Consider the following 23,343-nt stretch of genomic DNA (forward strand, 5'->3'; position numbering starts at 1 on the left):
GCAGTTCTTTAGCACCGCTTATTTGGATTCCTGAAGGATGGGATATGACTCGCAGAGTTATGTCCCATCTTATTTTTTTTATCAATCAAGAGACAAGATAGGATGAGTAGTACTTCCCTAAATAGGTTTTCCATAAATATATTCTTTGGTATAATGTATGAAATCTATCATAAAATGAAGAGGTCAGTTGAATTAAATCACAAATACGATTAGAATTAGAATAATCTAAACAAATAGCCAATAAATCAAAAGAAATCGATCAACTAAATAAAGAATATAAGGATGGATAATATGAGAAGAAAAAGCGTATTATATCTAGATGTTGCGGAACAAATCAAAGCAGATATTATGAATGGTACATATCCTGTAGGATCACTATTACCTACAGAAGCGGAACTTGAGCAATTATTTGATGTAAGCAAAATCACAGTTCGTCGAGCAATTGAGTTATTATCATCAGAAGAATTGGTGGAGAAAAAAAGTGGTAAAGGAACGACTGTTTTGAGTAACCGCCCGTATAACAGATTATCAAAAGCAGGTACATTTACAGAGTATTTAAATGATTCAGGACAAAAAGTAGCAAAGAAAATTTTAAAATTAGAAACAGTTAGGTTAACTCCTGATTCTCCTGTCTATTCCTGTCTTGGAGAAGAAGCTGTTAAGGTGTCACGTTTATACACGCTAGATGATCAACCGTATATTTATTTTAATTATTATTTACCAACTATTTTGTCAGATGTTCCATTGGAAGATTTCGAGCAAGAATCTTTGTATCGTTTAATGGATCAACACGGGATCGAAATTCTAAAGTTTCAAGATAGTTTTCAAACAATTGAATTGACAAGTGAACAGCAAAAAAATCTAGCTACTTCCGAAAAGAATGGACTAAAGAGAATTCGTCAATCAATTGGTCTTTCTGGAAAAGTAGTCGAGTATTCTGAAGCAATCTACAATACAGCTCTTTACCCTTATGTAATTGAATATGAAGCTTAAAAAAATAACAGATTGCTTACAAAAGTGTAAGCAATCTGTTATTTTTTTCTATGGTACGTTTATTGTAATTAGATTAGACTAATAAAGTAGAGAAAAGGAGCGATAATAATGTTACAAGTCGAAAATTTATCGAAAACATATGGAACTGAAATCAAATATGAAGCACTAAAAGAATTGAATTTAACAGTAAATGATGGTGAGTTTATTGGTATTATGGGACCTTCTGGAAGTGGGAAAAGTACTTTTTTGAATCTTCTAGCAACAATCGATCAACCAACGTCTGGACATGTTTTATTAAATGGTAAAGATCCAAATCAGCTCAATCAAGAAGAGATTGCTAAGTTTAGAAGGAGAGAGCTTGGGTTTATTTTCCAAAGCTTCAATTTAATGCCAACATTAACCGTAGAAGAAAATATTGTATTGCCACTAACATTAGATGGAGAAAAAATTTCGATTATGAAAGAACAGCTAAATCGTCTAGCTGCTCGTTTAGGAATTGCTAGTTTATTAAAAAAACGGATTGCAGAAATTTCTGGTGGACAAGCGCAACGTGTAGCAGTGGCTCGGGCCATGATCCATCAACCACAACTATTATTGGCTGATGAACCAACAGGAAATTTAGATACAAAATCCTCAAAAGATGTTATGCAATTACTACAACAATTAAATCAAGAAGAAAAAGCAACAATTTTAATGGTTACTCATGATCCTTTGGCTGCAAGTTATTGCAAACGTATCGTATTTATCAAAGATGGTGAACTGATCGATGAGATCCATCACAATGGAAATCAAAAGAATTTTTACGATGAAATCATGGTGAAACTATCTGAGATTGAAGGTGTCGATAATGAGTTTTAGTCAATTTGTTATTCGGAATACCTTAAGAAATAAGCATCTTTACATGGCTTACTTTTTAAGTACATTATTCTCAGTTATGGTTTTTTTCACGTTTACAGTATTTGCATTTCATCCCGCATTAGGCGATGGATTGAATAAAAATGCACGTATGGGCATGCTGGCAGCGGCGATCATTATTTATGGTTTTGCCTTTTTCTTTGTTTTGTATTCAATGGATGTTTTTATCCAGTCCAGAAAAAAAGAATTTGGTCTGTTAATGATTCAAGGAATGAGCCCAAAGCAATTGAAGAAAATGATTTTTATTGAAAATTTAGTGATTGGTTTTTTTGCTACAATCATTGGAAGCTTCGCTGGAATCGGCTTTTCACAAGTGATTTTATGGTTGAGCAATAAATTGATGCATGTAAATTTTGGCTTTTATTTTCCGACAAAGGCCCTTCTTTTAACCGTTATTTCCTTTGCAATTTTATTTTTGGCTATTTCCTTTTTCATTCAGTTCCGTTTACCAAAATTAAGTCTACAGGAATTATTAAAAGCAGGAGATCTTGGAAAAGGTACGATCAAAAGCTCTCGTATTAAAACTTTTTTAGCTCTTTTATTGATTGGTGTAGGGTATGCGGTGGCTCTTTTAGTCAAAGGAATGTTAGTACCGATGGTCATGATTCCGGTAATTTTCTTAGTAGTTGCGGGTACTCGATTTTTATTTAATCAATTGAGTGTTTCGATTATTGAGAAGCTAAAAAAGAAGCAAACTATCTTTTGGAAAAAAACGAATATGGTCGTTTTTTCTGACCTAGCTTTTCGCATGAAGGACAATGCTCGTTCGTTTTTCTTAGTATCTATTATTTCGACTGTAGCTTTTGCAGCTATTGGTACGTTGTATGGGTTTCAAAATATGATTTTAAATGGAATGAAACAAATTCCGTATGAGTTCGAGATTACAGGAAAAGCCGAAGACACTGCTTCCATAAAAAAGAACTTCACTCAATTATTGGCTGATAAAGGAATCCAAGTAGATGAAGGAGAATTGACAACCTATACAAACGCAGATCAAGTTGATTTTATTAAAGAGTCTGACTATAACCGTTTAGCTGAATTGTTAAAAAAACCAATAATCCAAACCAAAAGTAAAGCTGTTCAATTATTGCCAATGATTGCTCTGAGTGGTTCAGAAGAAGGAACGATAAAAGAAGTGAATCTGTCAGATGATGTGTCGCTACCTGTTGGTCAATCAGAAAAAACGAATGTTGTTTCAGCTTACGGAACAACTCTTGTAGTACCAGATGAAACGAATCTACAGGGCTTGGAAACGAGAGTAACGACTGTCTGGGAACCTAAAAACGTAAGCTACGAAGAATTGGTTTCTGTTGGTAAATTCCAAGAAAAAAACATGCCATTTATGGCAAAAAGTTATTCGCAACAAATGATCACGGATGAATATGCACCAATTCTATTTGTAGGAATCTTTATCGGAATCGTCTTTTTTGTTTCAGCTGGAAGCTTCTTATATTTCAGATTGTATAGTGATATGGATGTTGATGTTGAGAAGTTCAAGATGATTTATAAAATGGGACTGGCGAAAAAAGAATTGAAAAAAATGATTTATCAACAAGTAGGAATCCTGTTCTTTACCCCAATCATTGTTTCGGTAATCCATGGGGCAGTAGCATTAACTGCAATGTATCACATGTTTAACCAAGGAATGCAGCTGGCAGGCTGGCAGGTATTAGGTGTGTTTGTATTGATTCAACTTGTTTATTATTTGATTGCTCGTGTGTTCTACTTTAAAAAAATTTATCGATTAGTTCGAGCGTAAATACAGATGAGGAGGTTGGAACGGAGTTGCTTCTGTTCCAACCTTCCTTTTGTATAATTTTTAGTGTAAAGCGATAAACATGTTTTATCGGTGTCGTAGTTGCAAAAAAACATACTATAAAAAAACTCTTTTCTTACCCTTGGTTATAGTAACGAAATTAAGGAAAAGCGAACAATATGCGCTAAAGTTACTGAAAGTGAAATCAAGGGGATGAAAAATAATTATTTTGAGTGACGAACCTAGATAATATATAGACAAATCCAGTACAATACGTTATAGTATGAAGCGAATGTTTAGAAGAAATGAGGAAGAAAACTAGTGGAAAAAGCATCCATTTATGGCTTAACCAAAGAAGAACTGATCGCATGGTTCATCGAACATGACGAGAGAAAGTTCCGCGCTACTCAAGTTTGGGAGTGGCTTTATATTAAACGTGTCATGGCCTTCAGTGACATGACGAACCTATCAAAAGATGTCATTGAATTATTAGAAGAAAACTTTATTATCAACCCATTACGTCAAGTGATCATCCAAGAAGCGAAAGATGGTACTGTAAAGTATCTGTTTGAGTTACCAGATAAGAACATGATCGAAACGGTCTTGATGCGTCAAGAATATGGGATGTCTGTTTGTGTGACAACCCAAGTTGGTTGTAACATTGGCTGTACTTTCTGTGCAAGTGGTTTGTTGAAAAAACAACGTGATTTAACGGCAGGGGAAATTGTTGCTCAAATCATGCTCGTTCAACATTATTTTGATGAACGTGGACAAGGTGAACGAGTAAGTCATATTGTTGTGATGGGAATCGGCGAGCCGTTTGATAATTATGATAACTTGATGAATTTCTTACATACGATCAATGATCCAAAAGGGTTAGCAATTGGTGCTAGACACATTACTGTTTCAACCAGTGGTCTAGTTCCTAAGATCAAAGAATTTGCGAACAATGGCTTACAGGTCAATTTAGCGATTTCTCTGCATGCACCAAATAATGATGTCCGCACATCAATTATGCGAATTAATCGCAGTTTCCCTATCGAGAAGTTAATGGCTGCAGTTGATGAGTACTTGGAAAAAACGAATCGTCGAATTACGTTTGAATATATTATGTTGAGCAAGGTGAACGATCTTCCTGAACATGCGCAGCAATTGGCAGATTTATTGAAAGACAAGAAAAAGTTAACCTTTGTCAATTTGATTCCGTATAATCCAGTGAGTGAACATGATCAATATAGTCGGAGTGACAAAGCGGATGTATTGAAATTTTATGATATTTTGAAGAAAAATGGTATTAATTGTGTGATCAGAAAAGAATATGGAACAGATATTGATGCTGCTTGTGGACAGTTGAGAAGTAAGCAAATTAAAAAAGCGGATAAAGCTCGTTAATACTAAAAAAAGAGATTGAATAAAAGCGTTTATTCGGATTCCTTGGGACAGGTCTATAACTCTACGAGTTATAGACCGTCTTTTTTAACTCAGAATAAATGGTCAAAAATAACTTGCTAAAGAACTAAGAAAGAAAGGTCTTGGTTCTTGGGGAAACCATTTTTGTCATTGTTTTTTCTATTCATTAGTTAAAATAGTGAATCCATAGTCAATAATATGTTCTTTTAAGTAGCGCAAATATTCTTCTCCCATCGGAGATAAAGACATCTGAGCAGGGTGAATCCAACCAATTTCCATTACTTCATCAACCTCTAGGGGCAAAGCAACAATGTTTTCATCATTCAATTCCCGACTCAAAACCCCAGAGCTGATTGTATAGCCATCCAGACCAATCAAGAAATTAAATAAAGTTGCCCGATCACTAACACGAATACTTTTTTTATGATAAAGGGTACTTAATATTTCTTCAGAAAAATGAAAGGAATTAAATTGTCCTTGCTCGAAAGACAGATAGGGAAAGTTTTCTAAATCACTCAACGTTACTGATGTTTTTCCTACTAAAGGGTTTTTCTTACTGACAAAAACATGTGGCTGAGCTGTAAATAATGGGTGAAAGATCAGTTGTTTTTCTTTTAGTAGTTTACGAATGACTTTTTCATTAAATGTGTTTAAATAAAGAATGCCTAACTCACTTTGAAAAGTGCTGACGTCTTCAATGATGTTGTTTGTTTGGGTTTCTCGAAATGTAAATTCATATTCATTTTTTTCATAGGATTTGATCAACTGAACAAAGGCGTGGACGGCAAAAGCATAGTGTTGGGCAGAAACAGAAAATAGTCTGCGCCGTGTTTCCGTACCTTTGTATTTTTCTTCCATTAAGTCAACTTGTTCTAGGATTTGCCTAGCATACGATAAAAACTCAGTTCCTTCAGTTGTTAGGATCATACCTCTTTGCGTGCGCTGGAAAATTTGAATCCCCATCTCCAGTTCCAATTCTTTAACAGCAGTTGAAAGGCTCGGTTGAGTAATAAAAAGATGCTTAGCTGCTTCATTGATTGAACCTAATTCAACGATTTTGACGATATAATCCAATTGTTTGATTCGCATAATGCAATCCTCCTTGATCTAAAAACGTAGTAATCTCAGCTAAATGTGTTCCTAACAAAACTGTAAGTTATTTTTTACTAAATTATAGCATGAAAGTGGCTGCTGTATTTAACAAAAATACTCTGAAAAACGAAGTGTTTTTCAGAGTATAATTTTTATATTAGAAAAATAACAAGCATCTTAAACTTCTACTTGAATCACTTGTACACCTTGCTTTTCGATTTCTCGAATCACTTCAGGTGATGCGAAGGTATCAGTAATCAAATAATTGATATCTTTAATAGTACCGCTCGTAAAATTAGATGAGAATCCAATTTTACGATAGTCTGCAACGACAATCACTAAACCATTGGTCCGCTCAATGATCAGCGAGTTGATTTTCGCTTCATGCAAAACAGGAGTTGTAATACCATTTTCGATACTCAATCCAGAGCAACCGATTATAGAAATGTCAGAGGACATTTTTGAAAAAGAATCGATTGCAATATCCCCAACCAAAGCTTCCTTAGGGAATCGGATTTCACCACCAGATAAAATAACGGTTGAATTTGGATTATGATCTAAATTAGCCACTTTGACGTTATTTGTGACGATCGTAACGCGTTTGTCTTCTAAATTTTTTAAAGAGGACAGAGCTGTCGACCCTGTATTGATAAATAAGGTATTACCGTCTTTTACAAACTCTGCTGCTTTTTTAGCAATTGTATTTTTTAAAACTTCAATTTCTTCATTGTAATCCTCTGTTCCTATTTCCTGAACGATTTGAGCTTTTCCATGTGCTCGCTGGACTAATCCCATCTTTTCCAAAGCAATCAGGTCACGGCGAACAGTTATTTCTGACACTGCTAGTTCCCGACTTACTTCTTTTACAGGTAAGGTGTTTTCCGTTTTCAATAATTCAAGAATCTTATCTCGACGAGCTTTAATTGTTTTGTGCGAACTTTTCATTTTAATTCCTCCTTTCAAATCACTTGTGCAACCACAAGCGTATTGCCTAACGCTTTTGCTTCTTTTAATAAACGATGTCCCTCCGATTGTTCATTTAGTTTAAGTAAACATTGAGCTTTTAGATATAAAATATAAGTCATTTCCCGATTATTTAGTCGATTTTTGTCGATTAAATCTAATTCGCTTAAACATTTTTTATTCCTACCTTGCCGAAAATAGTTTATTCCAGCAATTTCATGCCATGAAAATAAGTGGTGCATTCGTTTCTTTTTAACCTGTTTTAATTTAAATAAATTTTCTAAACAAGTAGCCAAATTCTTTTCATCCTTTAAAAAAAAATAACAATACATTTGCGTATGATAATAGATGAAGAGGTAATCCAATGTGGAATGGAAAAAATGTTGGTTCACATGTAAGTGCTCTAAGCAAGTATCATATTTTCCTCCGTCTAGTAAAAGTAAGCTGTCAAAAATAATAATAGACTGTTTAAAGCCATTAAACAAATCTTTTTTCTTCAATCGTGTTTTTAATTCAATCGCTTTATTCAAATCGCACTCAACAGTTAAAGCATAAATCATTTTTTCATATAGATTTTTTAGATATTCAAACAATATAGAAATACCCAATAAGATGAATCCTAAACTCCCGAAAATCAATTTTGCACCTAAATCCTGAGAGTTTATAACTAAATTGCAGATATAGAGGGCAAATAGTATATAAATTCCCCAAAGTAACCCTTTTTTCCCGACATAGATTCCTTTCCAAACAAAATTTCTCATCATTATCACCTCATCGAAACTATATCATAAAAAAGTTTGTATGAACATAAAAAAAGAATATATTCTTTTTGTTTTTCTTTTTTTGTCTAAAAACATTCGTAAAAAGGTTAAACGATCGTAAAAAAAGATTGAAAACGGTTTAATATGTTGTAAAATGAAAAGTGTAATCAAGATTGAGATAATGTGGAGGGATCATATGGCAACAATTCATGATGTGACAAAAGAAAGCTGGATTTTAAATACGTTTCCTGAATGGGGGACCTATTTGAACGAAGAAATCGAGCAAGAAGAAGTACAAGCAGGAACAGTCTCTATGTGGTGGTTAGGATGCACAGGGATTTGGTTGAAGTCACATGAGGGAACGAATATTTTATGTGACCTATGGTGCGGCACTGGAAAGCAAAGTCATGGCAATGGCAAGATGAAAAAAGGACATCAGATGATGCGGATGAGCGGTTGTGAAAACATGCAACCTAATCTTAGAACACAACCATTTGTTTTAGATCCATTTGCGGTTAAAAAGGTTGATGCATTGGTCGTAACCCATATTCACTCTGACCATTTAGACATTAATACTGCTGCGGCAGTTCACAAAAATTGCCCTGATGCACGCTTTATAGGTCCTAAAGAAGTAGTTAATACTTGGTTGAAATGGGGGATTCCAGAAGAAAAAACAACAATCGTAAAACCTGGTGATCGTGTATCAATCAAGGATGTGGAGATTGTAGCTTTAGAAGCATTTGACCGAACAGCATTAGTGACTTGTGAAAATCCAGAAGTAACACTTAAAGGAAAGCTACCTCAAGATATGAATGAAATTGCTGTTAATTATTTATTTGAAACAAGTGGCGGAAATATCTATCATGCAGGTGATTCACATTATTCTAATATGTTTGCCAAACATGGTAATGAATATAAAATCAATGTTTGTTTAGGTGCTTATGGTGAAAATCCCCGAGGAATCACAGATAAAGTAACATCGGTCGATATGTTACGAATGGCAGAGTCATTGAATGTTGATGTGGTCATCCCGGTTCATTATGACATTTGGGCAAACTTTATGGCTGATCCCAAAGAGATTACTGAAATCTGGAAGTTCAAAAAGGATCGTCTGAACTATCAATTTAAACCATTTATATGGCAAGTCGGTGGAAAATTTACGTATCCCAACGATAAGGACAAACTTGAATTTAATTTTTATCGAGGATTCGATGATGTATTTACGACGGAGAATGATACACCATTTCCATCATTCTTATAAGAAAGGAGCAAGTGAATGTTAAAGTATTTTTATGCTAATGATTTGATTCGATTTTGTGAAGAAACACCAGACAATTGGGAAGAAGCTATCATCTTGAGTTGTCAGACACTTCTCGAAAAAGGGATCATTACACAGCAGTATATTGAAGAAATTGTAGAATGTGTTCAAAAATATGGACCGTACATCGTGATTGTACCAGGTGTTGCGATGCCGCATTCTTCAGAAGAGAGCGCAGGTGTTTTAGGAACAGCAATTTCATTTACAAAAATGAGTCAAGATGTGGTGTTTGAAGCTGAAAATTCTGAAAAGAATGCTCGTTTATTTTTTACTTTAGCTGCAAAAAATAGTGAAGAACATGTAGAAAATATTTCAAAATTATCCGAAATGTTAATGACGGATGGTGTGATAGATGCATTGATGGCCGTAGAAACGATAGAGGAATACAAAAAAGTGATGGCTACTTTTGATATATAGAAAGAAGGGGAGTAAATGACACAAGTATTAGATTTTCTACTGGGGATTTGGGATTATTTTGCTGCAAATATATTGACACAGCCAGCGTTTTTAATTGGGTTCATCGTTTTGTTAGGCTACGTTTTACTTAAAAAGCCTTTGTATGAGAGTATTGCAGGTTTTCTAAAAGCAACTGTAGGATATTTGATTTTGACAGTAGGCTCAGGTGGATTAGTCAACAATTTTCGACCAATTTTGGTCGGCCTAAAGGAACGGTTTAATCTGGATGCGATGGTCATTGATCCTTATTTTGGACAAAATGCTGTGACTGCAGGGATCGAAGAGACTTTCGGTCGGACGTTCAGTGATACGATGATTTTATTATTGATCGCGTTTGTTATGAATATTTTATTGGTCCGCTTTAAAAAATATACAAAATTGCGTGCTGTTTTTACAACCGGCAATGTTCAAATCCAACAAGCAGCGACAGCATTTTGGATTTTGTTATTTTGTTTTCCAGATTTAGGCCAGATTCAAATATTATTGATTATGGGGCTTATTTTAGGCTGTTATTGGGCGGTAGGATCGAACTTAACTGTAGACATCACACAAGATTTGACAGAGGGAGCAGGCTTTGCAATTGCGCATCAACAAATGTTTGGTGTCTATATCTTTGCCCGATTAGCTGAAAAGATGAAAAAAGATAAAAATAATCGAAAATTAGAAGATATACAATTACCTGGTTTTTTATCGATTTTCAATGAGAATATGGTTGCAACTTCGATTTTAATGCTCTTTTTCTTTGGAATTATTTTAGTGGTATTGGGACCAGCTTATTTGATTGAGGCAGGTTTTATGGAAAAAGGGCAAAGTTTCCTGTTCTATATTTTACAAACAGCACTTTACTTCGCTGTTTATCTAGCGATTTTACAATTAGGCGTCCGAACCTTTGTTTCAGAACTGACCGAATCATTTCAAGGAATCTCAAATACACTATTGCCAGGTGCAGTTCCAGGGATTGATGTTGCTGCGACGTTTGGGTTTGGTTCTCCCAATGCAGTGACGATTGGATTCTTGTTTGGGGCATTGGGGCAATTTATAACGATAGGATTACTGATTCTATTTAAGTCTCCAGTGATTGTTATTGCTGGATTTATTCCATTATTTTTTGATAATGCGGTAATTGCAGTGTATGCCAATAACCGTGGCGGCTTTAAAGCAGCTTGCATTTTCCCATTTATTTCAGGCGTGATTCAGGTATTAGGTTCTGCTTTGATTGCTGCTTTTATCGGATTGTCTCAGTATGGCGGTTATATTGGCATGTTTGATTGGGCAACAGTTTGGCCAATGATGACATTAGTAATGAACTATTTAGGTTATGTTGGAGTGGGCTTAGTAGTGGTTTTATTGCTAGCAATTCCTCAGCTCCAATACCGAGCAAATCCAGAAGGGTATTTCTTGATTGCGGAAGATTATGATGAATATGTAAAAAAAATGGCGGTAAAAACCGCATAATTATCTAGTTTCGCAGGCTAGTCCCTTGAAAAAATAACATTTGATTGTGACGAAAAATATCACATTCCTATTTTTTACTTGGTGCTAAACGAGCGTGCTACACTTTTAAATTTAGGAGGAAATTAAAATGAGAGTATTAGTATCATGTGCAAATGGATCAGGAACAAGTTTAATGATGAAAAAAAGCGTAGAAAAAGCTTTAAATGAGTTGGGGTTCAATATTACAAATATTCACCATTGTGCTATATCAGAAGGGAAGAGTACAGCAGGGCAATATGATGTTGTTTTTTGCCCAATGAACTTTTTGAATATGTTTGAAGACGCTAAGAAAAAAGGGATCACAGTAATTGGGGTTAAAAATGTGATGTCAGCAAAGGAAATCAGTGAGCGTGTTCAAGAAACAGATTTAGGAATGAAATATAAATAATTTTCGTAAAAATAGAGGCTGGATAAAAGCGCCTAGTTTCGAGAAATAAGAAGGAATTCACGAAAATTGTTAAGCACCAAAGTGAGCATGAGAATAGATGTTAATGAGTATCTAACTGTTTTGTCAATTTTTTATGACCAAGTAGGTATTGTGCGACATCAGTTTAGTACATTCACTATGTTTTACAATAATTTCCACTTATTTCCGAAGCCTTCAAATCTTAGTGTTTTAGTACTTAGAATTTGAAGTGATCGAAGTATTGCGTAGTAGCTGCTTTTTACCACCATTTATTGATTTTTAGAAGGTGAGATATAACACAAAGAGTTGTGTCTCACCCTTCTAATCAAGGATAGGAGCGAATTAAATGAGTAGACCGAATTTACAGGTAGCATTAGACCATTCAGATTTACCGAGTGCCCTTAAGGATGTAATGGCTGTCGGTGATATTGTTGATATTGTAGAAGTTGGTACGATTCTTTGTTTACAAGCTGGTGCAGAAGCAGTCCGTTGTATTCGCGCATTGTACCCCAATAAAAAAGTAGTGGCAGACACAAAATGTGCTGATGCTGGTGGGACTGTGGCGAAAAATTGTCAAGAAGCCGGTGCAGACTGGATGACAGTTATTTGCTGTGCAACAATTCCAACAATGAAAGCGGCTGCAAAAGAAGTAGAAGAAGTTCAAGTAGAACTTTATGGAGAGTGGACTTATGAGCAAGCTCAGAATTGGTTGGATGCAGGAATTTCTCAAGCCATTTACCATCAAAGCCGAGATGCACTTTTGGCTGGTGAAACATGGGGCGAAAAGGACTTGACTAAAGTGAGAAAATTGATTGAAATGGGCTTTAGAGTTTCTGTTACGGGTGGTTTAGATGTTGAGACTTTAAAACTATTTGAAAATCTTGATGTCTACACGTTTATTACTGGACGAGGTATTACGGCATCCGAAAATCCTAAAAAAGCAGCACAAGACTTTCAAGATGAAATCAAGCGGATTTGGGGGTAATGTCCATGACTACGATAGGAATTTATGAAAAGGCACTTCCAAAAAATATGACTTGGAAAGAGCGCCTATTGCTTGCAAAGAAGTTAGGCTTTGATTTTGTTGAAATGTCCATTGATGAAACAGACGAACGGCTCAAAAGACTAGATTGGACTAACAAGGAGCGTAAGGAAGTACGGGAAGCAATCCATGAAAGTGGAGTAAAAATATTATCAATGTGTTTAAGCGGACATCGACGTTTTCCTTTTGGATCTGAGAATCAAGAAACACAAAAAATGGCTTTGATTTTGATGGAAAAAGCGATAAACTTAGCGTCCGATTTAGGAATCCGTACAATTCAATTGGCGGGCTATGATGTTTACTATGAAAAGAAAACTTTGGCCTCAAGAGAATACTTTATTGAAAATTTAAAAATAGCGGTAGCGATGGCTGCCGCGAAAGAGGTTGTTTTATCAATTGAAATCATGGACGATCCATTCATTAATTCGATTTCTAAATTTTTGAAAATCAAAGAGCAAATTCGTTCGCCATACTTACAAGTCTATCCTGATCTTGGTAATTTATCAGCGTGGACAGAAAACGATGTTGGCTATGAATTAGAAATTGGCATCGATCAGATTTCTGCAATCCATTTAAAAGATACTATAGCAGTGACTCAACAGTTTGCTGGGAAATTTAAAGAAGTTCCTTTTGGAACGGGGTGTGTGGATTTTTTAGGATGTTTGAAAACATTAAAACGTTTAGACTATAATGGTCCCTTTTTGATTGAAATGTGGAGTGAAAAAAGTGAAACACCTGAAAAAGAAATTGAAGAAGCAAAAGCATTTTTATTTCCTTATTTAAAGGAGGTTGGATATCTTGGTGAATAACGCATTGCTTAAAGAAATGAAAGAACGGGTTTTTGATGCAAACCTTGCTTTGCCTAAGTCAGGCTTAGTCAAACTTACTTGGGGGAACGTGAGTGAAATTAATCGAGAGGCGGGTTTGATTGTAATAAAACCTAGCGGTATTCCTTATGAAACGATGAAAGTTTGTGATATGGTCGTAACTGATTTAGATGGTAACTTACTGGAGAATGGTTTAAAGCCTTCGTCTGATTTAGCTACTCACGTTGAATTATACAGATCGTTTGAGAAAATTAATTCAGTCGTGCATACACATTCAAAAAATGCAGTAATGTGGGCGCAAGCAGGTAGAGAAATTCCTGCTTATGGTACTACCCATGCAGATACTTTTTATGGAGTCGTTCCTTGTACTCGTCAACTAACCGTAGAGGAAGTTACTTCCGCATATGAATTTGAGACAGGGCGAGTAATCGTCGAAACATTTCATGAAAGAAAGCTTGATCCTGTAGCAGTTCCAGGAGTCCTAGTGAATGGGCATGGACCATTCACGTGGGGACGGAATCCACAAAAAGCTGTTGAAAATAGTATTGTATTAGATGAAATAGCTGAGATGGCTTGTATGACAGAACTAGTAAATAATATTGTTCATCCAATTCCACAGTATCTTTTAGATAAACATTTTTTCAGAAAACATGGTTCAAATGCGTATTATGGACAATTATAAATTATATGTCTTTATTTTTATTGTGTAGAGAAGTCGATTATTGGCTTTATCTACACTTTTTTTGTTTTAGTAAATACTTGAAATTAAACTCAGAAAAGCTATACTAGAAAAATAACTTTAAAGAGAGAAAGAGGATGGGCATGGGAAAGAACAGTTTAAAGCGTGAAATTTCTTTATTTGGCGCTTTTTCAACAGTTATGGGAACTGTTATCGGGGCTGGAGTATTTTTTAAAACAGCAAGTGTAGTTAGTTTTGCTCAATCACCTAGTTTAACAATTTTTGCTTGGTTTTTAGGTGGTATACTTACATTGTGCGCAGGTTTGACAAGTGCAGAGCTAGCCACAGCAATTCCAAAAACGGGAGGAGCTGTCAAATATATTGAATACACTTATGGAAAGTTACCAGGATTTTTATTAGGATGGGCTCAAAGTGTTATTTACTTTCCGGCAAATATCGCTGCATTATCAATCATTTTTGCTACTCAGTTTATTCACTTATTTCATTTATCAAATGATTTTTTGTTGCCTATAGCGTTTTGTACTGGATTAAGTGTGACTGTGGTCAATCTATTGGGAACAAAAATAGCAGCAAATATGCAATCATTCACATTGATTATCAAGATGATTCCAATTGCATTGATCGTATTGGTAGGACTTTTTATGCCCGCTAATGTGGAAGTGTCATTATTTCCTGTTAAAGCTGGTGGCGATACTGGTTTTATCCAAGCACTTAGTGGTTCTTTACTAGCGACAATGTTTGCTTATGATGGTTGGTTAGGTGTGGGCGCTGTGGCAGGAGAAATGAAACGACCAGAAAAAGATTTGCCGAAAGCGATCTTTTTAGGATTGACATTTATTACGATTGTTTATATTTTGATCAACTTTGTTTTCCTTAAAACGTTACCAATCGAGCAACTCTCAGGAAATCTTAATGCTGCATCAGAAGCTTCAAATCAAATTTTTGGTTCGATTGGTGGCAAGTTAGTGACAATTGGTATTTTGATTTCAGTTTATGGCGCGTTGAATGGTTATACAATGACGGGTATTCGGGTTCCTTATGCGTTGGCATTAGAAGATATGATTCCCTTTAGTCAACAATTTCAGAAATTATCTACAAAGTTTGTTGTTCCTTATGTCGCTGGAATTTTCCAATTTAGCATTGCTGCTATCATGATGTTTTTGGGAAGTTTTGATTTGCTGACTGATATGTTAGTTTTCGTTATGTGGCTATTTAGTTTATTGATATTTAGTGCTGTATTGATTTTAAGAAAAAGAGAACCAGCGCTAAAGCGGCCCTATAAAGTGCCATTTTATCCGATTATACCGATCATAGCCATTTTGGGCGGGTTATTTATTTTGATTACCACACTGTTTGCACAAACAAAGCTTGCTTGTGTTGGGATTGGAATCACATTGCTAGGGATTCCATTCTATCTAGTGAATCAAAAAATAAAAGAAGGAAAAACCAAATAGGTGATTATTATTGTCAAAAATTAATGGTTTAAACGAATAGATTGAGAGAATCAAATCAGATTATTTGATATAATAAAGATGATCTAAGTCTTTGTCGTTAGATAAAGCGAGTGCTTCTACTCACCCCTTTTGAGTAGAAGCAACTTTTTCTCAAAAATTTTAGTAAAATTAACAATTTCTGAAAATTATTCTGGTCGATTTTTTAGTATAATGGATATATCAAAACGATAAACTATTTTGGGGAAGATAGTGCATCAGAACTCTTGGTAAAGCTAAAAGTGTTGATTTTTCAGCGCTTTTAGCTTTATTTTTTGTTTCTAAAGAAAATAATTGGTTATTTATTTTCAACTGATATTGATTTAACTTAGATTAATTAAGAGATATGAATTGGAAAAGTTTGAAAAATGATAGTGATAAGTAAGATATTTTTTTGAAGCTAAGGCAAAACGCACCTGTTTTGTTTTAGTTTTTTTTTCACTAGTTTTACATTTTAGTGCGTATATTACAGTAAGGAGGGAAAACAATGGATATTAAAGAACTTTCTTTGAAGTTGATTGAATGGGGTGTGAAGGAATACCTACAGGATATCTATATTTTGCCCATTGAAAATAAGATTCAAATCTTTACTAGAAAGGGGAAAAAACGAGTAGTTTTTCAAGAATTAAACGAACGAGAGGGTGAAAAACTGATTTTCCATTTTAAATTTATTGGGAGTATGGATGTTGGCGAGAAAAGGAAAGCGCAAGTTGGTGCTGTAACCTATACAATCAATAGAGAAGAGATACGATTACGTTTGTCAACAGTTGGCGACTTTAGACAAAGAGAAAGTTTAGTTATTCGCTTTTTGCATGTTTTTGGTAATAGTCGCGAAAATTATTTTTTACCACAACAATTAACAACGGTTAGAAGTCAGGTTAAACGTCGTGGTTTGCACTTGTTTTGTGGTCCTGTTGGTTCTGGTAAAACTACATTGATGTATAAATTGGCGAAAGAAACAGATCAATTTCAACAGGTGATTACAATTGAGGATCCTGTTGAAATTGAAGAAGAGACTTTTTTGCAACTTCAGACAAATACTAAAATTGATTTGACATACGATGTATTGATTAAGGCTTGTCTACGTCATCGACCAGATATTTTAATTATTGGAGAAATTCGAGATGGACTTACTGCACAAGCGGCAATCAGAGCGGCACTTACAGGGCATACGGTATTTGCAACGATACACGCAAGAAGTATTAGTGGCGTATATGAACGCTTAGCTGAATTAGGTGTACAGCAAAGTGAGGTTAGTGAATGTCTAGCAAGTATTATTTATCAGAGATTGTTACCCTTTCGAGGAACGAGTGATGAAGAAATCTGTGGACTGCTATTGGATTATAATTTTTCTAGAGAAATGGCGTCTAAATGGTCGCAAGAATTAAGAAAGGTTTGGGCGTATGGATTTATTGATGATCAAACATTTGAAGAAGAAAAAGAAGACTAAACTATCAAAATCACAACAACAATTGTTTATTCAATTACTTGCGGATTTATTAAGTAATGGTTTCACGATTCAAGAAAGCTTACTGTTTATGAAGAAATCTCGTTCAATGACAATAGAAATAATTGATTGTCTTATAGCTGGTATGGAGCGAGGAGATTCACTGCATGGCGGTTTGGCTCAATTAGGATTTCCTGGAACAGTTATTACACAAATTGAATTTGCTCAGGCGCACGGAGATTTAGCAGGAACACTAAAAAAAATAAAGCAACATCTTAAAATAATCGATAAGCAACAGCAAAATTTTTATAAAGTAGTTAGTTATCCTGTATTGCTTTTACTTTTTTTAACGGTTGTTTTAATTAGTATTCGCCAAATTTTATTGCCGCAACTGATGGCAAATGGAACGATTCAAGCAAACAATTTAGGAATCATGTTTATCCAACAAAGCCCATATTATATACTCTCATTCATATTTGTTGTCTTCATTCTAATCATTTTGACAGGCTGTTTTTTTAGAAAAAAGACGTATTTACAGCGGGCTGTAATTATTTCAAAACTGCCTATTTTTGGGAAGTTCTATCAAGAATATACTTCTGCTTTTTTTGCTCTAGAATGGGGGAAATTATTTTCGCAAGGCTTGGAAATCAAAACCGTTATTCACCTGATGCAAACGATAGATCAACGTTCACTAATGAGTGAACTTTCTGAGAAAATCGAAGAACAATCAATGTTGGGGCAAACTTTTTATGAACAGCTACCAAAATTTGCATTTTTTTCTCCAGAATTGTCTTTGATTATTCAACAAGGGCAAATTAAAGGGAACTTAGGAAAAGAATTGATTTTATATAGCGAGCTTTGCTGGCAACGTTTTTTTAATCGAATGGAAAAGCTGATTCAATGGATCCAGCCAGTCATTTTTTTAGTCGTTGCATTGTTAGTTGTTAGTATCTACGCAGCCATGTTGTTGCCGATTTATGGCGGAATGGAGGAATTTTTATGAAGATAAAAAAGAAAAAAATGAATTATGAAGGATTTACCCTGTTGGAAATGTTAGTTGTTTTACTAATTATATCTATTTTGATTCTTTTGTTTGTTCCTAATTTGTCTAAGCACAAAGAAGGTGTAGATAAGAAAGGCAATGAAGCAATCGTTAAAATAGTCGAAACACAAATGGACCTCTATACTATGGAAAAAAATCAATCACCAACGATAGAACAATTGTTAAATGAACAGTATATTACAAAAGAACAATATGATAAATATCAGGCTAGCAAGAAATGAGTCTAAAAAATAGAAGTGGCTTTACGTTGATAGAATCGTTGGTCGTTGTGTTTATTTGTACGCTATTTTTGTTGTTGCCAACACTCACTATAAAAAAGTCGCAACAAGTATTGGAAGTGAAGCATTTTTTCTCTTCTTTTGAAAAAAATATATTATTTACGCAACAAATGGCAGTTGTAGAGATGGTAGATACACAAGTTTTATTTTTTGAACAGAACCAGCAAATCCAGTTTTGGCTATCTAAAAGTGAATCTTCAACGGGGAAACATATTTTAAAGGTTCCAGAGTCATTAAAGGCTACAGGGCCAGATAAAATTATTTTTAAAAATAGCTCGGGAAATAACGGGAAACTAGCTAAATTTTCATTTTTATGGACAGAAAAAAAACAAGTAATCGAATTTCAATTTCAGTTAGGAAGTGGTCGGTATGTTAAAAAAATTAAGCAGGTATAAAGGCTATATCTTACTTGAAAGTCTCATTGCACTTGGTCTATTATGCTTAATGATTGGAAGTTATATTTCATTAAATACACTCTTACTTAAAAAGAATAATCAAGCGAATGAACAATTGCGAATGTATCGAGCATTGTATGAACAGGTGAAGGTTTATGAGAATTATGGAGGACAATCTTTTCAAGAAATCCATCTAGCTAATAGCAATTACCAAGTGCGCTTTGATAAGACCAATAACAAATTGACCAAAGTGGAGATTACGGATGGAAAAGAAAACATTATCCTTAAAAAAGAGTAACGAACAAAAAGAATTTTCAGGATTTACATTAATTGAATGTTTGTTTGCCTTGTTGTTACTATCAATTATTTGTATGCTCTTTTCTGCAACAATCAAGAATGCGACTGTTGTGACCACCCAACTAAAAAGTGAACGAGAGAAAGAGTGGCAAATATTTGTGATCCAGATAGAGAATGAAATGAAAAACAGTTCCTATGAAAAGACTCAGCCAAATAAAATAATACTAAGAAACAAACAAAATAATAAGTCTGTTTGGATTGAATTTAAGTTAGGGAAGATTGTAAAAGTAGAGAATGGCGGATATCATCCACTTCTCATGGAGGTTAAAGAAGCGAATTTTAGAGAGGATGGTAACTGTGTCATGATAGAAGTGATTTTTGAAAATGACTTGGCTGTTACAATGAAGTGGATTATTCCTAAGGAGCATAATTATGAATAAAAAATATAAAGGAGGTGTTCTACTTACCACATTATTATTTATTTTTTTATTTAGTTTTATTTTCGCCCTTGTTTTGGAAGAATTTCAATTAACCCAACGTTTTACGCATAAAACCAAAGAGTATTATATCGCTAAAACTATGGTAAGTATGCTGCTTTTTGATATCAAGGAGGGGCAAAAGGGACTCGAAAAAAAGGGACATCAGGATTTTTCAAGCGGAAAAGTACAGTATGAGTATGATCGTATAAGACTGAAATTTATTGTTCAGTTAAATCAGAAAACGTATCGATTTCAAGAAGACTATCGAGAGGATGAAAAAGAAAAAAATAAGTTGAAAAGTAAAAAAGGCGAGTAATAAAATTTGAGCTTTTTAAAATTTGTGAAACGTGTTTCAAACTTAGATTGAAAATAACTGATACAGAAGTTCATTTTGAAAAGGAATCACACTTGCAACATTTGATAATTTAAATAAAAATGAGACTAGTTCTGTGTTTTATAAATATTATTAGGAAATTGATTGATTATTGTCAGGTTTTTCGTTAAAATAGAACAGGTATGAAAATTGTTATATTATAGATGGAAATTGAGGTGTTTCTTTTGTTCCCTGAGAAAATAGAAAAGGCTTTCGGTTTAATGGAACAGTCTATCCAATTGCTTAAACAATCTTTAGACACATCTTTCTTGGATGCTTATACTGAAAATGGTGAGAATATCATTGATAATTTTCAAGTACGCGTCTTGGATGGCGTCCCTGATGAGCAAACTGCCCAAAAACTCAAAACTATTTATCAACAGCTTCAAGCAATCGAATTGGAACCAGAAGAAATTAGACGTTTGTCACAGTTGATTTTACTTAAAGGGAATAAAACAGAGTCCTTGCAGGCAAATCATCAATTAACGCCGGATAGTATCGGTTTCCTATTTGTTTATTTGATTGAACAACTATACAGTCCTGAACAATCACTAAAGATATTAGACATTGCAACAGGAATGGGCAATCTTCTCTTAACAATCACCCTTAACTTGAATATTGCGAAGTATACAGTTCAAGGGTTTGGTGTGGATATTGATGATACATTGCTTTCAGTTTCTGCTACTAATAATGAGTGGACAAAAGCTACTATACAATTATTCCATCAGGACGGCTTACAAGATTTACTTGTCGATCCAGTAGATATAGCGGTCAGCGATTTGCCAATTGGTTATTATCCAAACGATGAGAAGGCGAATGAATTTGATTCTGCTGCAGAGGAAGGTCATAGTTATGCACATCATTTATTGATGGAGCAGGCAATGAAGTTTGTTAAACCTGATGGGTATGGACTATTTTTGATACCAACCAATATTTTAGAGACAGAACAGAGTTCTTACTTCAAAAATTGGCTACAAAAAAATGTCTATCTGCAAGGCATGATTCAATTGCCAGATGAATTGTTTAAATCAGTACAATCAAGAAAGAGTATTTTGTTTGTCCAAAATAAAGGGGAACATAGTGAACAAGCACCAGAAGTTCTTGTTGCTAAATTAGGTTCATTGAAAGACCCTACAAAAATCACACAATTTTTTCAACAATTTGAGGCTTGGAAGTCTTCAAATTTAAAATAAAACAACTGATAAAAGAGGAGAGTATTATGTCTAAAACAATTGCAATCAATGCTGGAAGTTCAAGTTTAAAATGGCAGTTATACCAAATGCCAACTGAAGAAGTCATCGCAAAAGGAATCGTTGAGCGAATTGGTTTAAATGATTCAATCTTTACAATTAAATATGGCGAAGATGAAAAATATGAAGAAATCGTTGACATCAATAATCATGATGTTGCAGTAAAAATGTTATTAGATAAATTGACTGAATTGAACATCCTAGCTTCTTATGATGAAATTACAGGTGTTGGACATCGTGTAGTTGCAGGCGGAGAAGACTTTAAGGATTCTGTTGTTATTGATGACGAAGTTTTAGCGAAAATCGAAAAATTAGCAGATCTTGCACCATTGCACAACCCAGCAAATGCAATGGGAATTAAAGCGTTCAAAAAAATCTTACCTGAAATTATCAGTGTTGCGGTTTTTGATACAGCATTCCATACAACAATGCCAAAACACAACTTTTTATACAGTATTCCAACTGAATACTATGACAAATATGCCGCTCGTAAATATGGTGCACATGGAACAAGCCATAAATATGTTGCTGATCGTGCAGCAGAAATGCTTGGACGTCCAATTGAAGAATTAAAAATCATTACTTGTCATTTAGGTAACGGTGCTTCAATCACAGCTGTTGATGGTGGTAAATCTGTTGATACATCAATGGGCTTCACGCCACTTGCAGGTGTGACAATGGGAACTCGTTCTGGGGATATCGATCCTTCTTTACTTGCTTACCTAATGGAAAAACTTGAATTGACAGATATCAAAGATATGATCGATATTTTAAATAAAAAATCAGGTCTACTTGGCTTGACTGGTATTTCTAGTGATATGCGTGATTTAGAAGCAAATATGGACAAAGAAGCTGTTCAAGTTGCTTATGACATCTTTACAGACCGTATCCGTAAGTATATTGGTAGTTACGTAACTGTATTAAACGGTGTAGATGCAATTGTCTTTACTGCTGGTATCGGTGAGAATGACTCACACGTTCGTAGTGAAGTAATCAAAGGCATGACTTGGTTCGGTTGTGAATTAGATGAAGAGAAAAATAATGTTCGTGGAAAACAATCAGTGATCTCTACGGATGATTCTAAAGTGAAAGTATTATTGATTCCAACAGATGAGGAATTAATGATTGCTCGTGATGTTGAACGTTTAAGAAAATAGTTTGTAATCAAAAAGGGGCTGAGATATAACTCAAAGAGTTATATCTCAGCCCCTTTTTGATCCGAATCAACATTGGTAAATCTAGTCTTCATCTTGATTAACAGGGATTTTGTTATCTAAATCAGTTCTTACAACTAATACATCACAAGCGGCATTGCGAATAACATATTCAGAAACAGAGCCAATGAATAATCGTTCGACAGCATTTAAACCAGTAGCACCTAACATGATCAAATCAACTTCCTGATCTTGAGGTAATTGTTTTGCAATCAAAGGCTTTGGAGAGCCGTATTCAATGACACTAGAGACCTTTTCACAACCATGTTCTTTTGCTTGTTTCTTGTAACCTTCTAGTGTTTGTTTGGCCATTTCGGTAGCTTGTTCAGCTAGGACCCCATCAAAAGAAGAAACGGATTGGAATGCTCGTGTATCGATAACATGAGCGAGCAATAATTCTGCATCATTTCTCATAGCAACATTCATTGCTTTTTGAAAAGCTAATTCTGCCTCAGAAGATCCATCAACAGCCACCATGATTTTGCGATAATTTTGTAACATTATAACCACTCCTTTTCAAATAATTGAAAATACATAGTTCTTGATAGTTTAATTGTAGAACAAAATCTTAAAAAAGCAAATAAAAAAGAAGAGACTGTTATAGAATCTTCTTGGCAAACATAACACTAAATACAGCTGAAATTACAAGTAAACTAAAAATATAGAACAAGGAAAAAAACTTCAAATTAAAGATTCCAACTAGGATACCAATAGCAGCTAAAATCAAATAAAAGACACCAAACTGATGTAAAAATTGCATATTCTCATCAGGTTCACCGTTGTGCATCAAGGGTAAAAAAATAGGTGCTTTTTTTAATAAATAGATACCAATAATAATCAATAATGCTACAGATACAAAAATAAGTACGCGAATCATGCATTGAACCTCCATCAAATAAAAAACAATTTGCAAAGTGCAAATTG

Annotated in this window: 26 protein-coding genes; 21 read left to right on the top strand and 5 right to left on the bottom strand. The window is 34.5% G+C overall.

The features are described 5' to 3' along the window. The first annotated feature begins 291 nt into the window (after positions 1-291). The 4 genes from I580_RS07630 (at position 292) to rlmN (ending at position 5,056) form a co-directional block, all read left to right on the top strand. Entirely contained in the window at positions 292-993 is a 702-nt protein-coding gene (locus I580_RS07630; protein ID WP_010771380.1) for a GntR family transcriptional regulator, read from the top strand. Between the two features lie 108 nt (positions 994-1,101). Beyond that, positions 1,102-1,851, top strand: coding sequence for an ABC transporter ATP-binding protein (locus I580_RS07635; RefSeq protein WP_010771381.1), 750 nt, complete (start codon positions 1,102-1,104; stop codon positions 1,849-1,851). After that, a complete protein-coding gene (locus tag I580_RS07640) occupies positions 1,841-3,667 on the top strand; it encodes an FtsX-like permease family protein (RefSeq protein ID WP_010771382.1) in 1,827 nt (608 codons plus the stop codon). The genes I580_RS07635 and I580_RS07640 overlap by 11 nt, the downstream gene beginning before the upstream one ends. Before the next feature lie 318 nt (positions 3,668-3,985). After that, positions 3,986-5,056 carry a dual-specificity RNA methyltransferase RlmN gene (gene rlmN / locus I580_RS07645; RefSeq protein WP_010771383.1) on the top strand — a complete coding sequence of 357 codons (1,071 nt, stop codon included), beginning with the start codon at positions 3,986-3,988 and terminating at the stop codon, positions 5,054-5,056. A 177-nt stretch (positions 5,057-5,233) separates the two neighbouring features. Here rlmN and I580_RS07650 read toward each other — a convergent pair whose 3' ends face one another. The 3 genes from I580_RS07650 to I580_RS07660 form a co-directional block, all read right to left on the bottom strand. Beyond that, positions 5,234-6,163: a LysR family transcriptional regulator gene (locus I580_RS07650; RefSeq protein WP_010771384.1), complete on the bottom strand. Its 930-nt coding sequence runs from the start codon at positions 6,161-6,163 to the stop codon at positions 5,234-5,236. A 180-nt stretch (positions 6,164-6,343) separates the two neighbouring features. Next, positions 6,344-7,111 (bottom strand): DeoR/GlpR family DNA-binding transcription regulator, encoded by a 768-nt coding sequence (locus I580_RS07655; protein ID WP_010771385.1) that lies wholly within the window; start codon positions 7,109-7,111, stop codon positions 6,344-6,346. 14 nt (positions 7,112-7,125) lie between these two features. Continuing rightward, positions 7,126-7,890 (bottom strand): hypothetical protein, encoded by a 765-nt coding sequence (locus I580_RS07660; RefSeq protein WP_034860178.1) that lies wholly within the window; start codon positions 7,888-7,890, stop codon positions 7,126-7,128. A 196-nt stretch (positions 7,891-8,086) separates the two neighbouring features. Between I580_RS07660 and ulaG the strand changes: the two genes are divergently transcribed. The 17 genes from ulaG (at position 8,087) to I580_RS07745 (ending at position 22,362) form a co-directional block, all read left to right on the top strand. Beyond that, positions 8,087-9,151 (top strand): L-ascorbate 6-phosphate lactonase, encoded by a 1,065-nt coding sequence (gene ulaG / locus I580_RS07665; RefSeq protein WP_010771387.1) that lies wholly within the window; start codon positions 8,087-8,089, stop codon positions 9,149-9,151. Between the two features lie 15 nt (positions 9,152-9,166). After that, complete coding sequence (locus I580_RS07670) at positions 9,167-9,625, top strand: PTS sugar transporter subunit IIA (RefSeq protein WP_010771388.1); 459 nt, start codon at positions 9,167-9,169, stop codon at positions 9,623-9,625. A gap of 15 nt (positions 9,626-9,640) precedes the next feature. Continuing rightward, positions 9,641-11,119, top strand: coding sequence for a PTS ascorbate transporter subunit IIC (gene ulaA, locus I580_RS07675; RefSeq protein WP_010771389.1), 1,479 nt, complete (start codon positions 9,641-9,643; stop codon positions 11,117-11,119). Positions 11,120-11,246: 127 nt separating this feature from the next. Beyond that, on the top strand, positions 11,247-11,546 hold the full coding sequence (locus tag I580_RS07680) for a PTS sugar transporter subunit IIB (RefSeq protein ID WP_010771390.1): 300 nt from the start codon (positions 11,247-11,249) through the stop codon (positions 11,544-11,546). Between the two features lie 364 nt (positions 11,547-11,910). Continuing rightward, positions 11,911-12,549 (top strand): 3-keto-L-gulonate-6-phosphate decarboxylase UlaD, encoded by a 639-nt coding sequence (locus I580_RS07685; RefSeq protein WP_010771391.1) that lies wholly within the window; start codon positions 11,911-11,913, stop codon positions 12,547-12,549. 5 nt (positions 12,550-12,554) lie between these two features. Beyond that, on the top strand, positions 12,555-13,415 hold the full coding sequence (locus I580_RS07690) for an L-ribulose-5-phosphate 3-epimerase (protein WP_010771392.1): 861 nt from the start codon (positions 12,555-12,557) through the stop codon (positions 13,413-13,415). 16 nt (positions 13,416-13,431) lie between these two features. Further along, positions 13,432-14,115 carry an L-ribulose-5-phosphate 4-epimerase gene (locus tag I580_RS07695; protein ID WP_034860245.1) on the top strand — a complete coding sequence of 228 codons (684 nt, stop codon included), beginning with the start codon at positions 13,432-13,434 and terminating at the stop codon, positions 14,113-14,115. A 140-nt stretch (positions 14,116-14,255) separates the two neighbouring features. Continuing rightward, positions 14,256-15,587, top strand: coding sequence for an APC family permease (locus tag I580_RS07700; RefSeq protein WP_010771394.1), 1,332 nt, complete (start codon positions 14,256-14,258; stop codon positions 15,585-15,587). 523 nt (positions 15,588-16,110) lie between these two features. After that, positions 16,111-17,073, top strand: coding sequence for a competence type IV pilus ATPase ComGA (gene comGA, locus I580_RS07705; protein ID WP_010771395.1), 963 nt, complete (start codon positions 16,111-16,113; stop codon positions 17,071-17,073). Next, positions 17,027-18,073: a competence type IV pilus assembly protein ComGB gene (gene comGB, locus I580_RS07710; RefSeq protein WP_010771396.1), complete on the top strand. Its 1,047-nt coding sequence runs from the start codon at positions 17,027-17,029 to the stop codon at positions 18,071-18,073. The genes comGA and comGB overlap by 47 nt, the downstream gene beginning before the upstream one ends. Continuing rightward, on the top strand, positions 18,070-18,354 hold the full coding sequence (gene comGC / locus I580_RS07715) for a competence type IV pilus major pilin ComGC (RefSeq protein ID WP_010771397.1): 285 nt from the start codon (positions 18,070-18,072) through the stop codon (positions 18,352-18,354). Before comGB ends, comGC begins: the two co-directional genes overlap by 4 nt. Continuing rightward, positions 18,351-18,806 carry a competence type IV pilus minor pilin ComGD gene (comGD, locus tag I580_RS07720; protein WP_010771398.1) on the top strand — a complete coding sequence of 152 codons (456 nt, stop codon included), beginning with the start codon at positions 18,351-18,353 and terminating at the stop codon, positions 18,804-18,806. The genes comGC and comGD overlap by 4 nt, the downstream gene beginning before the upstream one ends. Beyond that, positions 18,781-19,104: a competence type IV pilus minor pilin ComGE gene (gene comGE / locus I580_RS07725; RefSeq protein WP_010771399.1), complete on the top strand. Its 324-nt coding sequence runs from the start codon at positions 18,781-18,783 to the stop codon at positions 19,102-19,104. The genes comGD and comGE overlap by 26 nt, the downstream gene beginning before the upstream one ends. Next, positions 19,070-19,543: a competence type IV pilus minor pilin ComGF gene (gene comGF, locus I580_RS07730; RefSeq protein ID WP_010771400.1), complete on the top strand. Its 474-nt coding sequence runs from the start codon at positions 19,070-19,072 to the stop codon at positions 19,541-19,543. The genes comGE and comGF overlap by 35 nt, the downstream gene beginning before the upstream one ends. After that, on the top strand, positions 19,536-19,898 hold the full coding sequence (comGG, locus tag I580_RS07735; protein WP_010771401.1) for a competence type IV pilus minor pilin ComGG: 363 nt from the start codon (positions 19,536-19,538) through the stop codon (positions 19,896-19,898). The genes comGF and comGG overlap by 8 nt, the downstream gene beginning before the upstream one ends. A 242-nt stretch (positions 19,899-20,140) precedes the next feature. Next, positions 20,141-21,148, top strand: a complete 1,008-nt coding sequence (locus I580_RS07740; protein WP_010771402.1) for a class I SAM-dependent methyltransferase — start codon at positions 20,141-20,143, stop codon at positions 21,146-21,148. Between the two features lie 26 nt (positions 21,149-21,174). Next, entirely contained in the window at positions 21,175-22,362 is a 1,188-nt protein-coding gene (locus tag I580_RS07745) for an acetate/propionate family kinase (RefSeq protein WP_010771403.1), read from the top strand. A gap of 81 nt (positions 22,363-22,443) precedes the next feature. On the opposite strand, the gene I580_RS07750 is transcribed toward I580_RS07745, so the two are convergent. Then, on the bottom strand, positions 22,444-22,920 hold the full coding sequence (locus I580_RS07750) for a universal stress protein (protein WP_010771404.1): 477 nt from the start codon (positions 22,918-22,920) through the stop codon (positions 22,444-22,446). Between the two features lie 97 nt (positions 22,921-23,017). Next, the gene (locus I580_RS07755) at positions 23,018-23,296 is read right to left on the bottom strand and encodes a hypothetical protein (protein ID WP_010771405.1); all 279 of its coding nucleotides are present in this window, start codon (positions 23,294-23,296) and stop codon (positions 23,018-23,020) included. Between the last annotated feature and the right edge of the window lie 47 nt (positions 23,297-23,343).

The sequence above is a fragment of the Enterococcus caccae ATCC BAA-1240 genome, from assembly GCF_000407145.1.
GTDB lineage: Bacteria > Bacillota > Bacilli > Lactobacillales > Enterococcaceae > Enterococcus_L > Enterococcus_L caccae.